The organism is Luteibacter aegosomaticola, assembly GCF_023078475.1.
GTDB lineage: Bacteria > Pseudomonadota > Gammaproteobacteria > Xanthomonadales > Rhodanobacteraceae > Luteibacter > Luteibacter aegosomaticola.
Genome location: NZ_CP095741.1, coordinates 291045 through 305431 on the forward strand (window position 1 = coordinate 291045; position 14387 = coordinate 305431).

The 14387-nt window shown below is 66.2% G+C and carries 13 protein-coding genes; 5 read left to right on the forward strand and 8 right to left on the reverse strand.

Annotated features, from left to right (window positions below; genetic code table 11):
• Window positions 1-68: 68 nt before the first annotated feature.
• From L2Y96_RS01310 to L2Y96_RS01330, 5 genes are read left to right on the forward strand one after another with little or no spacing between them, the layout of a single operon-like run.
• Window positions 69-2603 carry a DNA topoisomerase I gene (locus tag L2Y96_RS01310; protein WP_247331286.1) on the forward strand — a complete coding sequence of 845 codons (2535 nt, stop codon included), beginning with the start codon at window positions 69-71 and terminating at the stop codon, window positions 2601-2603.
• A gap of 7 nt (window positions 2604-2610) precedes the next feature.
• Window positions 2611-3174 carry an L-threonylcarbamoyladenylate synthase type 1 TsaC gene (tsaC, locus tag L2Y96_RS01315; protein ID WP_425492638.1) on the forward strand — a complete coding sequence of 188 codons (564 nt, stop codon included), beginning with the start codon at window positions 2611-2613 and terminating at the stop codon, window positions 3172-3174.
• Between the two features lie 19 nt (window positions 3175-3193).
• Complete coding sequence (locus L2Y96_RS01320) at window positions 3194-4552, forward strand: AMP-binding protein (RefSeq protein ID WP_283248858.1); 1359 nt, start codon at window positions 3194-3196, stop codon at window positions 4550-4552.
• Window positions 4553-4591: 39 nt separating this feature from the next.
• Complete coding sequence (purD, locus tag L2Y96_RS01325) at window positions 4592-5875, forward strand: phosphoribosylamine--glycine ligase (RefSeq protein ID WP_247331290.1); 1284 nt, start codon at window positions 4592-4594, stop codon at window positions 5873-5875.
• A 46-nt stretch (window positions 5876-5921) separates the two neighbouring features.
• Entirely contained in the window at window positions 5922-7796 is a 1875-nt protein-coding gene (locus tag L2Y96_RS01330; RefSeq protein WP_247331291.1) for an MFS transporter, read from the forward strand.
• A 38-nt stretch (window positions 7797-7834) separates the two neighbouring features.
• On the opposite strand, the gene L2Y96_RS01335 is transcribed toward L2Y96_RS01330, so the two are convergent.
• The 8 genes from L2Y96_RS01335 to L2Y96_RS01370 all read right to left on the reverse strand — a co-directional run bounded on the left by L2Y96_RS01335 (window position 7835) and on the right by L2Y96_RS01370 (window position 14384).
• Complete coding sequence (locus L2Y96_RS01335) at window positions 7835-9856, reverse strand: RICIN domain-containing protein (RefSeq protein WP_247331293.1); 2022 nt, start codon at window positions 9854-9856, stop codon at window positions 7835-7837.
• Between the two features lie 129 nt (window positions 9857-9985).
• Window positions 9986-10852 carry a cobalamin biosynthesis protein gene (locus L2Y96_RS01340; protein WP_247331295.1) on the reverse strand — a complete coding sequence of 289 codons (867 nt, stop codon included), beginning with the start codon at window positions 10850-10852 and terminating at the stop codon, window positions 9986-9988.
• A gap of 47 nt (window positions 10853-10899) precedes the next feature.
• Window positions 10900-11886, reverse strand: a complete 987-nt coding sequence (nudC, locus tag L2Y96_RS01345; protein ID WP_247331296.1) for an NAD(+) diphosphatase — start codon at window positions 11884-11886, stop codon at window positions 10900-10902.
• 13 nt (window positions 11887-11899) lie between these two features.
• Window positions 11900-12265: an iron-sulfur cluster insertion protein ErpA gene (gene erpA / locus L2Y96_RS01350; protein WP_425492500.1), complete on the reverse strand. Its 366-nt coding sequence runs from the start codon at window positions 12263-12265 to the stop codon at window positions 11900-11902.
• A 57-nt stretch (window positions 12266-12322) separates the two neighbouring features.
• Window positions 12323-12748, reverse strand: a complete 426-nt coding sequence (locus L2Y96_RS01355) for a bactofilin family protein (RefSeq protein WP_247331300.1) — start codon at window positions 12746-12748, stop codon at window positions 12323-12325.
• Entirely contained in the window at window positions 12729-13478 is a 750-nt protein-coding gene (locus L2Y96_RS01360; RefSeq protein WP_247331301.1) for a DUF6776 family protein, read from the reverse strand. The genes L2Y96_RS01355 and L2Y96_RS01360 overlap by 20 nt, the downstream gene beginning before the upstream one ends.
• A 117-nt stretch (window positions 13479-13595) precedes the next feature.
• Window positions 13596-14078, reverse strand: coding sequence for a bacterioferritin (gene bfr, locus L2Y96_RS01365; RefSeq protein ID WP_247331303.1), 483 nt, complete (start codon window positions 14076-14078; stop codon window positions 13596-13598).
• 102 nt (window positions 14079-14180) lie between these two features.
• The gene (locus L2Y96_RS01370; RefSeq protein ID WP_247331305.1) at window positions 14181-14384 is read right to left on the reverse strand and encodes a (2Fe-2S)-binding protein; all 204 of its coding nucleotides are present in this window, start codon (window positions 14382-14384) and stop codon (window positions 14181-14183) included.
• Between the last annotated feature and the right edge of the window lie 3 nt (window positions 14385-14387).

Sequence of the window (14387 nt, forward strand, 5' to 3'; positions counted from 1 at the left end):
TGTTTCCAACTAAATATAGACACCGGCTAGGGTTCACTTGCTCTAGCGGATTTCGGAATAGCGAACGCATGGCAAAGAACCTCCTCATCGTCGAATCGCCGGCCAAGGCCAAGACGATCAACAAGTACCTGGGCACCGATTTCCAGGTGCTGGCTTCGTATGGTCACGTGCGTGACCTGCGGCCGAAGGAGGGTGCGGTCGATCCGGACCACGGCTTCGCCATGGCCTACGAGGTCATCGACCGCAACGAGAAACACGTCGATGCCATTGCCAAGGCGGCCAGCAAGGCCAGCAGCATCTATCTCGCGACCGACTTGGACCGCGAAGGCGAGGCCATCTCCTGGCACATCAGCGAGATCCTGAAGGAGCGCGGCTTGCTCGAGGGCAAGGATGTCCAGCGCGTCGTCTTCAGCGAGATCACGCCGAAGGCCATCAAGGAGGCCGTGGCCAACCCGCGCAAGCTCTCCCACGACCTGGTCGATGCCCAGCAGGCGCGCCGCGCGCTGGATTACCTGGTCGGCTTCAACCTCTCGCCGGTGCTGTGGCGCAAGGTGCAGCGTGGCCTTAGCGCTGGCCGCGTGCAGTCGCCCGCCCTGCGCATGATCGTCGAGCGCGAGCTCGAGATCGAAGCCTTCAAGGCGCGCGAATACTGGACGATCCAGGCCAACCTGACCCACGCCGATGGCGCGTTCGACGCTCGGTTGGTCAAGCTGGATGGCAAGAAGTTCGAGCAGTTCGATCTCACCAACGAAGCCGACGCCCACAAGGCGCGCGCCGCCCTGGACAAGGCGGCCGCCGGCCAGTTCACCGTGGGCGACGTCACCAGCCGCGAGCGCAAGCGCCGCCCGGCTCCGCCGTTCACCACCTCCACGCTGCAGCAGGAGGCCGCGCGCAAGCTGGGCTTCTCCACCAGCCGCACCATGCGCGTCGCGCAGGGCCTCTACGAGGGCGTCTCGCTGGGCAGCGAGGGTAATGTCGGCCTTATCACCTACATGCGTACGGACTCGGTCGCCCTGTCCGACGATGCCGTTGCCGAGCTTCGCGACCTGATCGGGCGCGAATATGGCAAGGGCGCGCTGCCCGACGCCGTGCAGGTCTACAAGTCCAAGTCGAAGAACGCCCAGGAAGCGCATGAGGCGGTGCGCCCCACCTCGGCCATGCGTATTCCGCGCAGCGTCGCGTCGTTCCTCAACGACGACCAGCGCAAGCTCTACGAACTGATCTGGAAGCGCACCGTCGCCTGCCAGATGATCCACGCCACCATGAACACCGTCTCGGTGGAGTTCCCGGTCGGCGATTCGGGTTTCCGTTCCACCGGTACCACGGTCATCGATCCGGGTTTCCTCGCCGTCTACGAGGAAGGCAAGGATCAGAAGAACGAAGACGACGACGAGAACCGCCGCCTGCCGCGCCTGGCCACGGGCGATCGCGTGCCGGTCTCCGCCATCGTCGCCGACCAGCACTTCACCGAGCCGCCGCCGCGCTACTCCGAAGCGAGCCTGGTGAAGGCGCTCGAGGAATACGGCATTGGCCGTCCGTCCACGTATGCCAGCATCATCCAGGTGCTGATCAGCCGTGAGTACGTCATGCTCGATAGCCGTCGTTTCCGCCCCACGGACGTGGGCCGCGCGGTCAGCCAGTTCCTGTCGGGGCACTTCACCCAGTACGTCGATTACGATTTCACCGCCCGTCTCGAGGATGAACTCGACGCGGTGAGCCGTGGCGAGGAGCAATGGGTGCCGCTGCTCGAGCGCTTCTGGCAGCCGTTCAAGACCCTGGTGGATGACAAGACCGAAAGCGTCGACCGCAGCGAAGCCACGGGCGCGCGCGAACTCGGCGCCGACCCGAAGACGGGCAAGCCCGTCTCGGTGCGCCTGGGCCGTTACGGCGCCTACGCGCAGATCGGCACCAAGGACGACGAGGACAAGCCCACCTACGCCAGCCTGCGCCCCGGCCAGAGCATGCACACCATCACCCTCGACGAGGCGATGGAGCTGTTCAAGCTGCCGCGCAACCTCGGCAAGTCCGAGGCCGACGAAGACGTCACCGTGGGCATCGGCCGCTTTGGCCCGTTCGTGAAGCAGGGCAGCATCTACGCGTCGCTCAAGGCGGAAGACGATCCGTACACGATCGAACTCCCGCGCGCCCTGCAGCTGGTGCAGGAGAAGCTCGAGGCGATCGCCAACCGCACCATCCTCGACTTTGGCAACGGCATCCAGGTGCTGAACGGCCGCTACGGGCCGTACATCACCGATGGCGAAAAGAACGCCCGCATTCCGAAGGATCGCGAGCCGAAGACGCTGACCGAAGCCGAGTGCGTCGAACTGCTCGCTGCGGCGCCGGTGAAGAAGCCGCGCGGTGGCAAGGCTGCCAAGAAGACCGCGACCAAGAAGGCCGCCGTCAAGAAGGCGCCGGCCGCGAAGAAGGCGGCGGTCAAGAAGACGGCGACGAAGAAAGCGGCCGCGAAGAAAACCACGGCGAAGAAGACGGCCGTGAAGAAGGCCGCGGCCAAGACGTCGACGGCAAAGAAGGCTGCGACGAAGAAGACCGCCACCAAAACCGCCGCCAAGAAGGCCGCGGCAAAGAAGACGCCGGCGGCCTGACGTGCGGCTGTTCGACCTGGCCAGCGTCGACGCGGCGGCCGCGCTCCTGCGCGAGGGCGGTGTGCTCGCGTATCCGACCGAGGCGGTGTACGGCCTCGGTTGCGATCCGCACGACCAGGCGGCGTTCGAGCGGCTCTTCGCGTTGAAAGAGCGCCCGGCGACGCAGGGGGTCCTGCTGATCGCCGCGGATTTCGCCCAGGTGGAACCGTACATCGATCTCGCCGCCGTGCCGGAAGCGGTCATGGCCCAGGTCCATGCGACATGGCCGGGTCCGAATACCTGGGTTTTCCCGCGCAGTGCGAAGGTTCCTGATTGGGTCGCTGGCGCGCACGCCGGCATCGCCCTGCGCGTGACCTCGCACGAGCCTGCCGCCGCCCTGTGCCGCGCGTTTGGCGCGCCGCTGGTCTCGACCAGTGCGAACCCGCACGGTGAGCCGCCCGCGCGCGATGTCGCCACGCTGCAACGCTATTTCGAAGGACGCCTGCCGGCCGCGCTCGACGCGCCGTTGGGTGGCCTGGATCGGCCTACCGTGATTCGCGACGCCCTGACCGGCGCGATCATCCGCGCCTAAAGGAAGGGGGTAACACCACGTGTCGCTTGTTTACGAACGCTCCGCGCGCGAAAGCGCACCGATGCTGCCCTTGCTGGCCGGCGCACCGTCACGCACGGTGGCCTGGCGCGATGGCCAGGCGGTCACGGCCGCGACCTTCCTGGCGCACGTTCGCCAGGTGGCCGCGCTCCTGCCCGAGGCCGTCGGCGCGGTAAACCTCTGCGAAGACCGTTATGCCTTCCTCGTTTCGCTTACGGCGCTCGTGCTGCGCGGTCAGGTGAACCTGCTGCCTCCCTCGCGCGCGCCGCATGCGGTCGATGAAGTGATGGGCAACCACCCGGGTTGCTACGCCATCGGTGAACTGGCGCTCGATCCGGCGCCTGCCGGCTACCTGCGTATCCCGGAGCTGGGCGACGTGGCCCCTGCCTATGGCGATGTGCCCCAGGTATCGGCCGATGCCGTGGTGGCCATTGGTTACACCTCGGGTTCGACCGGCAAACCGAAGCCGAACATCAAGACCTGGGGCAGCTTCCACGCCAGCAACCTGGGCAACATCGGCATGCTGGAACGGGTCATCGGTGGCCCGTTCGATGTCGTCGCCACGGTGCCACCGCAGCACATGTACGGCATGGAGATGTCGGTGGTCATGCCGCTGATGTCCGAGGTCAGCATCCACGCCGGCCGGCCGTTCTTCCCCGCCGATATCGCCAGCGCACTGGCCTCGATGCCCGAGCCGCGCGTGCTGGTCACCACGCCGGTGCATCTCCGCGCCCTCGTGGAGTCCGGCGTACAACTTCCCTCGCTGGCGGCCTTCGTTTCGGCCACCGCGCCGATGCCCGTGGAGCTCGCGACCGAGGCCGAGCGTCTCTTTGGCGCACCGCTTTGCGAAATGTTCGGCTCGACCGAAACCTGCGTGTTCGCCAGTCGGCGGACCGCGGTGGAGGAGGAGTGGTCGCTCTATGACGGCGTCACGCTGCACTCGCAGCCGGACGGCACGCTGGTCGACGCCCCCCAGCTCGCCGAGCCGATGGCCCTGGCCGATATCGTCACGCTGCACGGGGAAGGCCGCCGGTTCCGCCTGTGTGGCCGCAACACCGATTTGCTCGAGATCGCGGGCAAGCGCGCCTCGCTGGGTGATCTCAACCGCCGCCTGCTCGCCATCGAGGGCGTAAAGGACGGCGTGCTGTTCCAGCTCGATGAGCCGGATGCCTTCGGCGTGCGCCGCATCGCCGGCCTGGTGGTCGCCCCAGGGCTCACGGCGGAGGCCGTGCTGGCCGCGCTGCGCGTCGCCATGGATCCGGTCTTCCTGCCGCGCCCGCTGCGCGTCGTGGAGGCGCTGCCGCGTAATGAGACGGGCAAACTGCCGCGTGGCGCGCTGCTGGCGCTGGTCCGCCACTAGGCCGGGTTACAATCGCCGGTCCACGAACCGGAGATCCCCATGAAAGTCCTCGTCATCGGTAGCGGCGGCCGCGAACACGCCCTGGCCTGGAAGCTCGGCCAGTCGCCGCGCGTCGACGAGGTCATCGTGGCCCCGGGTAACGCCGGCACGGCCACCGAGCCGGGCCTGCGTAACGTTCCCGTCGCGGTCACCGACCTCGACGGCCTCGTCGCCCTGGCCAAGGCCGAAGGCGTGGGCCTTACGGTCGTCGGCCCGGAAGTGCCGCTCGTCGCCGGTGTCGTCGATCGTTTCACCGCCGAAGGCCTGCGCTGCTTCGGCCCGCGTGCCGCGGCCGCCCAGCTGGAAGGCAGCAAGGCCTTCGCCAAGGATTTCCTGGCCCGCCACGCGATCCCCACGGCGCACTACGCCGTATTCACCGATCTCGAGCCGGCGCTGGCGCACGTGCGCGAGAAGGGCGCGCCCATCGTGATCAAGGCCGATGGCCTGGCCGCCGGTAAGGGCGTGGTCGTTGCGATGACCCTGGCCGAGGCCGAGGAAGCCCTGAACGACATGCTCGGCGGCAAGGCGTTCGGTGATGCCTCGTCGCGCGTCGTCATCGAGGAGTTCCTCGAAGGCGAGGAAGCCAGCTTCATCGTGATCGCCGATGGCACGCGCGCGCTGCCGATGGCCACCAGCCAGGACCACAAGCGCCGCGACGACGGCGACCAGGGCCCGAACACCGGCGGCATGGGCGCGTACTCGCCGGCGCCGGTGGTGACCGATGAGGTCTCCACCCGCGTCATGCGCGAGGTCATCGAGCCGACGCTCGCGGGCATGGCGGCCGATGGCGCCCCGTTCACCGGCTTCCTCTACGCCGGGCTCATGATCGACAAGGCCGGTGCGCCCAAGGTCATCGAGTTCAACGTGCGCTTCGGCGATCCGGAAACCCAGCCCATCATGCTGCGCCTGCAGTCCGACCTGGTCGACCTGATCGAAGCGGCGCTCGATGGCGATGTCGGCCGTGTCCAGGCGCAGTGGGATCCCCGCCCGTCGTTGGGTGTGGTGCTTGCCGCTGGCGGCTACCCGGGCAAGGTTCGCGCCGGCGATGTGATCACCGGTGCCGACACCGATTTCGGGGCCGATGTGAAGGTCTTCCACGCAGGTACCGCCACCGATGGCGAGGGGCGCCCCGTGAGCGCTGGTGGCCGCGTCCTTACGGTCTGCGCGCTTGGTCATGATCTGGTCGAAGCGCGCGCCCGGGCTTATGCCGCGCTGGAAAAGGTCACGTTCGCGGATGCCTTTTTCCGCCACGACATTGCACACAGGGCGCTAGCACGCGGGTAACACCGCTCGGCTACACTGCGGCCACACTGCCAGGATAGCCAACGGAATGTCTCAGTTTTCCCTGCTCGGCAAACGCCGCTTCGCGCCGTTCTTCTGGACCCAGGCGCTGGGCGCGTTCAACGACAACGCGTTCCGCAACGCGATGGTCATGCTGGTGGCTTTCCAGATGGCGCTGCCGGATAGCCAGGTGTCGTTGTATACGAACCTGGCTCCCGCGCTGTTCATCCTCCCGTACTTTCTCTTCTCCGCAACGGCCGGCCAGCTTGCGGAGAAGTTCGAGAAGACGCGCATTATCCGGTTCGTGAAGCTCTTTGAGATCGCCGCGATGGCGATTGCGGCGATCGGTTTCCATACCCACCACATCTCGCTGCTTCTGCTCGTCCTTTTCCTCATGGGCGTGCACTCCACGGTGTTCGGGCCCATCAAGTATTCGATCCTGCCGCAGGCGCTGGAGCGCAGTGAGCTGGTCGGTGGCAATGCGCTGGTGGAAACGGGCACGCAGCTGGCCATGTTGATCGGCATGATCGTCGGTAACTCGCTGATGCTGATTGCCGGCTACGGCACGACGGCGGCATCGGCCGCTACGATCGTGATTGCCATCGCGGGCTATCTGGCGTGTCGCACCATCCCTGCCGCGCCTGCGACGGCACCCGATCTCCGGTTCAACTGGAATCCGCTCTCCGAAACATGGCGCGTGCTCAAGCTGACCCATGAGGACCGCGCAGTGTTCAACGCCGTGCTGGGTATTTCGTGGTTCTGGTTCTTCGGCACGGTCATGATCGCGCAGCTACCGAACTACACGCGCCACGTCCTGGGCGGCGATGGTTCGGTGAATACGCTGGTGCTGACCCTGTTCTCCCTCGGCACGGGCGTCGGGTCGCTGCTTTGCGAAAAGCTCTCACGCAAGCGCGTGGAAATCGGTCTCGTACCGATGGGCGCTTTCGGCCTCACTGTGTTCGCGATCGATCTTTACTTCGCGCGGCCAGCCGTGACGGCTGGAGCATCCCTGACGTGGAGTGCGTTCCTGTCGGTGCCCGGGGCGTGGCGCGCGGCCATGGACCTTACGTTGATCGGCGCGTTCGCCGGCTTCTACGTCGTGCCGCTTTTCGCGTTCGTGCAGAGCCGCGCCCCGCGCGATCGCCTGTCGCGCATCATCGCGGGCAATAACATCGTCAATGCGCTGCTGATCTGTATCGCGTCCGGTTTCGGCATTGGTCTTACGGCCATGGGGCTGGATACGCCGACCATCTTCCTCGTGACGGGCGTCGTGAACATCGCCGTGGCCGTGTACATCTTCACGCTCGTACCCGAATTCATGATGCGCTTCATGACCTGGGTCGTGGTGAATACGCTGTATCGCGTGCGCGTCGATGGGCTGAACAACGTGCCGGACGAAGGGGCGGCGGTGGTTGTCTGTAACCATGTGAGCTTCATGGATCCACTGATCCTGATGGCATGCGTGCGCCGGCCCATGCGGTTCGTGATGTATTACAAGATCTTCAATATTCCGGTGCTGAACTTCATTTTCCGGACGGCGAAGGCCATTCCCATCGCGGGCCGCAACGAAGACGCGGCGTTGATGGAGAAGGCGTTCGAGCAGATCGACGAGGCACTGGCGGCCGGCGAAGTGGTCTGCATCTTCCCTGAGGGCGGCCTCACGCGCGATGGTGCGATCGCCGCCTTCCGGCCCGGCATCGATCGTATCCTTGCGCGACGCCCGGTGCCGGTGGTGCCCGTGGCCCTTCGCGGCATGTGGGGGAGCATTTTCAGCCGGCGTGATGGCGCATTACGCCGCGCGCGCCTGCCGCGGCGGTTCTGGTCACGCATTGAACTGGTCGGTGGCGCGGCGCTGCCCGTCGGCGTTGCCAATGCTGCCGTGCTGGAGGCGAGGGTGAGCGAACTACGCGGCGATAGCGCCTGACGAGGGGCCGCCGGTGACCATGCCGGCGGCCTTTCGGCTTACTGGATGGAACGGCGTAGCGGAATGGTCAGCCAGCGCTCGGCGGAAGGTACCTCGCGGTACTCGTAGTACGACTCAGGCACGGGCGGGGCTTCGGTGGTCAGCGTGGGGATGGTGCTGCCTGGCGCCGGCTTCAGCGGGTAGTTGTTCCAGGGTGGAAGCAGTGCGTTATGGGCGTTGAGGACCACGGCATCGTGGCGCGCGGGGTCGAACGACACCATGGCGGTGCCATCGCGCAGCTCGAGACGTTGCATGGTCCCGCCATCGGTCATGGCCATCACGCGATCCGCTGCCCAGCGCCAGCGTTGGCTGAGCCGTAACGTGCAGGGTGCCGTGGCCGCCTTGCCCTCAGGGCTGCGGTCCAGGCATTGCTGGCTTACACGGTTGCGGTAGCGGCCTTCCTTGTCCATGTTCCATTGCTGCGCACGGTTGCCCTCCGCCGCGTCGCAGGGTGCCATGGCGAGGGTTCCGCCTTGTGCATCGGCGGTCACCTGCATCAGGCAATCACCGGCGCCACTGCTGGACTGAATCAGCACCGTCGGCGATGAGGTCAGGTACGGAGAATCCAGATCGATGGAAAAGACCTGGGCGGGCTGTGCTGGCACCCGGCGCAAATCAGCGTAGGGATCTTCACCGCGTGTCCAGAACCACCAGTGCGGCGGGTCACCATCGGGCGTCGTGTCGGAACTGGGGTCCAGGCGGGTACCCCAGGAACGGTTGTGCGAATAGCGGCGGTTCTCCACCGATGCGCTTGACCCGATCCACAGGCGGCCTTCGAAATCGCCCGGCACGCGCCACACCGATAGAAGCTCCGTGGACGCCTTGCGCATCATGGGCGTGGTCTTTGACGTATCGACGGTATAGGCGCCAGGCGTGTTGAAATAGCTTGCGTCGCCTGCGATGTCGTTGGCGAGGCGGAAGCGCCACGCGGCCCCGTGTGCTTTACCGAGATCCTCTTCGGACTGCGCCGTGTAATACGACTGCGTGACCATGGATACGCTCGTTGTGTCGTTGTAGGTCCGGTCGAGCGAAAACTGCAGGGGTACCTTGCCGATGGCGGAGATGCCTAGTCCCTTGAGGGTATCTTCGGCGGTCGATGAAGAGCTCACTCCATACGATGTGCTCACGCCACTCGATTTTTCGACTATGCGGTTCACATCGGGCGAGTCATCGGGGATGACGCGCTCGAGGCGCACGTCGGGTGCTTCGTTATTGCTGTCCCAGCCAATGATGGTGCGTGCGGTAAAGCTATCGGGGATGGTCAGGACGTCACCGGCACCGTCCGATTCGTAGTGGCTGAGGCTGCGATCGGAAACGCCGTTCTCCGCCGGCACCGCCTCCACGCGGGCCTTGACGATCACGACTTTCTCATCGCGCGACGTGGTCACGTCACGGAGCACGGTAACGTGGTGCGCCACGCTGCTGCCGTTCGCGCTCTCCGGGTGGATGCGGAACTGCACATGGGGCACTTCGTCGGGGATGGCTGCCTGGATGGTGTCCGCTTGCTGTATCGAAGCCGCCTGCCGGGTAACGCGCGCCGGCGCTGGCCAGAGGCGCATCGCTGCCGCCATATCCGGAACGTGGTCCGCCAGTGTGAGCACATCAAGTATGCCGTCGGCCCCACGGTGGTACAGCGCGGTATTCCCCCTCGCGCCGATCCCGAACGTAGAGGCATCACGACGCGCTTCACCGGCCTGCAGTGTGATGAGTACGCCGAGGCCATGGCGGATCGCCTCGCTCGCCAGCGAGCGCACCTCGGTGTCGGCTAGCGATGCGTTGGCGATCCAGGCGATCACCGGGCTGCGCAGGCGTGCGGCCTCGGCATACGTCAGTCCGTGGAGATCCACGGTGGTCTCCCACCGCGTGGGATCGCGTCCCGTCGAGGCAAGTGCCGTAGGCACGTCAGCTAGCCGAAGGAAGCGTACGGCGCTGGTGGTTTCCGGGGGAATGCTCTGTGGTGCGGCGTGCGCAGTGAGTGCCAGGCCCGTCGCGATGGCGAAGGCCAATGATCGAAGTTGCATGTTTGCCTTTCCTTGGCATGTGGGGGAATCGCCATGGTGACGTGCTATCGCTCGTCACCGCGTCAGCGATGTACCCGCTAAACACCTCACTATGCCTACGTGTTCCGTAGGCATCCGCCTACGCGTCGATCAGGCAAACCAAGCGGCCAGTACCACCACCGCGACAACGGCAAGCCATACCACTAGCACGCGCCGGATAACGCGGCGGGCATCTTCAAGCTCCGCGATGGGGTCGCTCACATCCTGCGCATAGCCATCGCCGGCTTCCACGTCCGCATCCACGCCCGCGCGGGCGACAGCGCCGAGGAAATCCGGGTCGAGCCGCGAGCGCGGGCTGCCGGACTGCTTGTGCCAGAACCGCCATGCGCCCATGACGGCGTCGAAGTCGGAGACGAGGGCCATGGCGAATACCATCAGGTGCGCCGGGATCCAGTCCAGCGCATCGGCCACGCGCTGGGCGGTGGTGCGGGCCTCGGCATCCAGTGCGACGGACGCATCACGGCCGAGGGTCTGGGCGAGGCGGTAGCCGAGGGCACCGGCCGGGCCGAGCAGGAAGAACCACAGCAGCACGCCGAAACGGCGACGCAGGGCGGCGTAGAAGGCGGCTTCGACCAGCGCCGGCGCGAACCACGGCAGCGGGTCGGCGTCGACCTGAAGGCGGGCGACGGCTTCGTCCCGGCGGAGGGTGTCGGTAGCCCGCGTAATGGCATCGATATCGCTCTCGATTTCGCGCGGTCCAAGGCTATACACCAGGACCACGACGGCGAAGAGCAGCCAGGCGAGGTCGAACAGGGGCAGGGCGTAAAGAATCCCTGCGACGATCGCGCACGCGATGGCCGGGACGATGAGCACGACGGCAACGCGGCCGCTGCCGGAAATATCGCCAAGGCGGTTCACCCAGCTGCGAAACCAGCGGTCGTCGCGCCAGCGCGCCAGCTGCGGCACGCTCCAGGCAATGACGAGGGCGATGAGGACGGCGAGCAGTCGTAAGGCCATGGCAAGAGCGCGATCAACGGGACGTTGACCCGATTGTAGGCGAACGCTTACCGCTTGGGCGCGCTAGCGATCAGTTCGGCCAGGCTGACGCCGCGCAGGCCCAGCCAATGCTCGATGAGCCGGTATGACACGGAGAGCGGTGGCGGGACGCCCAGCGTGCCGGAAGCCATGCCCTGCACGATGTCATCCACCGTGAACCAGCGCGCATCTTCCAGCTCGTCGTCGCGCAGGCGGATGTCGCGGGATGCCGCCACGGCGGTAAAGCCCACCATGAGCGAGGCGGGCAGGGGCCAGGGCTGCGAGGAGTGGTACGTGGCGTGCAGTACCTCCACGCCGGATTCCTCGCGTACCTCGCGCTTCACCGCATCTTCGAGCGACTCGCCCGGTTCGATGAAACCAGCGAGCGTGGAATAGCGACCCGCCGGCCAGCCGCGTTGGCGGCCAAGCAGGCACGCATCGCCGTGTTCGACGATGACGATGATGGCCGCGTCCGTACGGGGGAAATGCAGGTGAGCGCCATCCGGATTCGTGCACTGCACGCGGTGGCCCGCCGCGACCACGATGGTCGGTGAACCACACAGGGTGCAGAAGCGCGTCTGCCGCTGCCAATGCGTGACGCCCTTGGCGAAGGCGAAGAGCCCCGCCTCGAACGCTTCGAAGAGCAGGCCCGCGTCACGCAACGACATGCGCCGCGCACCGGTCATCCCTGCGTAGAGCTCCGCGTGGGCTTCATCGAGTACCAGCGTGAACCACGCGCGGCCGTCAGCCAGTCCCAGCAAGGTCGAGGGGACATCGCCGAAGCGCTCGTCGCGCATGGCGGGGAGCATCCAGTGCGGCGCATCGGCATCCGCGGTAACGAACGCCTGCCCTTCTGTATCGAGTACGAGGAACCGCGTAGAGGGCGCGCGCTCGGTTTCTTCCACCCACAGGCGATCGTCGCGGCGTTCCGCCATGCGATCGATCGCGATGCCGGCAAAGACATTTTCGCGTGCGCGGGTGGCGGCGGCCTTGTCGCGCTCCTGCTCGACGCTCACGCAGCCCGGCCGATCAGGCGCTGAAGGACGAGCCGCAACCGCAGGTCGTCTTCGCGTTGGGATTGCGGATGACGAACTGCGAGCCGCTGAACGATTCGGCGTAGTCGATTTCCGCGCCGGTCAGGTACTGCAGCGAGAGCGGATCGACGACGAGCGTGACGCCTTCGCGGGAAACGGCGAGGTCATCCTCGGCCTGGTCCTCATCGAAGGTGAACCCGTACTGGAAGCCCGAGCAGCCGCCGCCGCTGATGTACACGCGCAGCTTGAGGCCGGGATTGCCTTCCTCTTCGATGAGCTCGTGCACCTTGCGGGCGGCCGCCTCGGTGAAGATGAGCGGCGCGCCAGCCGACCGGTAATCCGGTGCGCCTGTCGGAGCCATGGGGAATGGGTTATTCATACCGCCCATAATGGCGCCGTTCGCCCGTAGGTCAAGCCTTTAGGTGAGGGCCGGGGCGGCGTCGATCGCCTGCTGAGCCAGCTGGCGCACCGTAACAGGGCCCCGGTGGATCATCTTCCCGTTCACCTGGGCGCCGGCGGCCATTTCCAGCACCTGGTAGTGCACATCGCCCTCGATACGGGCGAGGGGCGCGAGTTCGAGCCGTTCCGCGACGACGACATCGCCAGTGACACCGCCATTGATGACGGCATGGGGTACCTCGATGCGGCCGGTGACGCTCCCGGTCTCACTCACCGTGAGTACGCCGTCGCTGCCCGGATCGGCATGGATGGCGCCTTCCACCGTGCCATCAAGGTGCAGGGCGCCGGAGAAGTGCACGTCGCCGCGGATGGTCATGCCACGGGCGATGAGGCTGGTGGCGGCGCCCACGGAAGGGGCCGCGTTTTTACGGTTGCTGCTGAACATCGGTGACCTCGTCGGTTCGGGTGGCATCGGCCCAGGCGATGGCTGAGGTGGCGTTATCACCCCCGTCGGCGCCCGCACTGAAGCGCAGCCGCGTGGGCTTGAACCCCGCGGGCACGGTGAAGCTGGCCTGGACTTGCTGGAAGTACTTGAAAGAGAAGGGGACGCCGGTGGAGGCGGCCGACTGGCCGAGCGCCGGGCCGGCGAGCGTGGTGACCTTGCTGCCCTGGATGCCCTCGACCGAGACGGTGAGGTTGCCCTTGACCAGATCGCCTCGGCGGGCGTTCTGGGTGAGGGTGACGACAAGGTTCCAGGCATTGGGCATCCCCGGCACGGCGGTGACCCGCGCACCCTGGATCTTCAGCCCGTCGCGCTGGCCATTGCTGCCCACGAGGCGGGAATAGAACGCCAGATCGGTCCGCAGCCCGCTGATCTCCTCGTCGCGCTCAGCGAGATTTTTCTTGAGCTCTTTGGTGGCGATATCCGCCACCTGGCCGGCGCGCTGCAGGTTGGCCACTTGCTGGCGCAGGTCGTCGTTGTCGGCGCGGAGCTGGCGGGCGCCCGTGCGGCCGGGGGCCGTGGGGCTGGAGCCGTTGCCGGCCAGTGCCCAGGTCAGGCCGGCCGCCAGCGCAACGCTCGCCAGCCAGCCGGCGCCCCACAGGACCTTCGTCCGGCGGTCGCGGGCCGCATCGTGCGTGCGCACGACGAAGCGTGGCGGGAGGCGTGGCGCCATGGGCGGGTCCGTGCAAGAAACGTGAAGGGGGGATGGTATAGCCCCTGTGTTTCCGAATGGTCAAGGAACCCTGCCGCGTTCAACGAAAAAGGCCGCCTCGCGGCGGCCTTTCGTGGATCAGTGCTTGTCGAGCGAGCCGACCTTGCTGAGCATGTAGCGCTCGGGGCCGATATCCGAGATCAGGCTGAACTGGGTTTCCAACCAGTCGATGTGCTCTTCTTCCTGGCCCAGGATGAACTTGAACAGGTCGCGGCTCACGAAATCGTGGATGCCTTCGCTGTAGGCGACAGCCTCGCGCAGGTCCTTCGTGGCGATCATTTCGAGGTCGAGGTCGCCCTGGAGGCACTCAACCACGTTCTCGCCGATGCGCAGCTTGCCCAGGTGCTGGAGGTTCGGCAGGCCGTCGAGGAAGAGGATCCGCTCGATGAGCTTATCCGCGTGCTTCATTTCCTCGATGGATTCCTCGTACTCGTGCTTCGCCAGCTCGTTGTAGCCCCAGTCCTTGAACATGCGGTAATGCAGGAAGTACTGGTTGATGGCGGCCAGCTCGTTGTAGAGGACCTTGTTGAGGTATTCGATGACCTTCGCGTCGCCCTTCATGTGGCGTCTCTCCCTTGAATGCAGACGCGACTATACGGCGCCCGGAAAGACGATGACGTAACGAGAATGAAGACGGTTTGCGTCCGCGATTGCTGGCAGGCCTTAAGCCACGACGGGCAGGAACCCCAGCACCGCAGGCCGCGCCTCAAGCGCATCCCGCAGGCACTGCCGCGCCTCGGGCTCACAAGCCCCGCAGCAATCCGAGCAGCCCGTGCGGGCCTGAAGCTCGGCAAAGGTATCGACGCCCTCGGCCGCGTGGCGGCGGATGGCGTGGTCGGTGACGGCGTTGCACATGCAGATGTACATGGG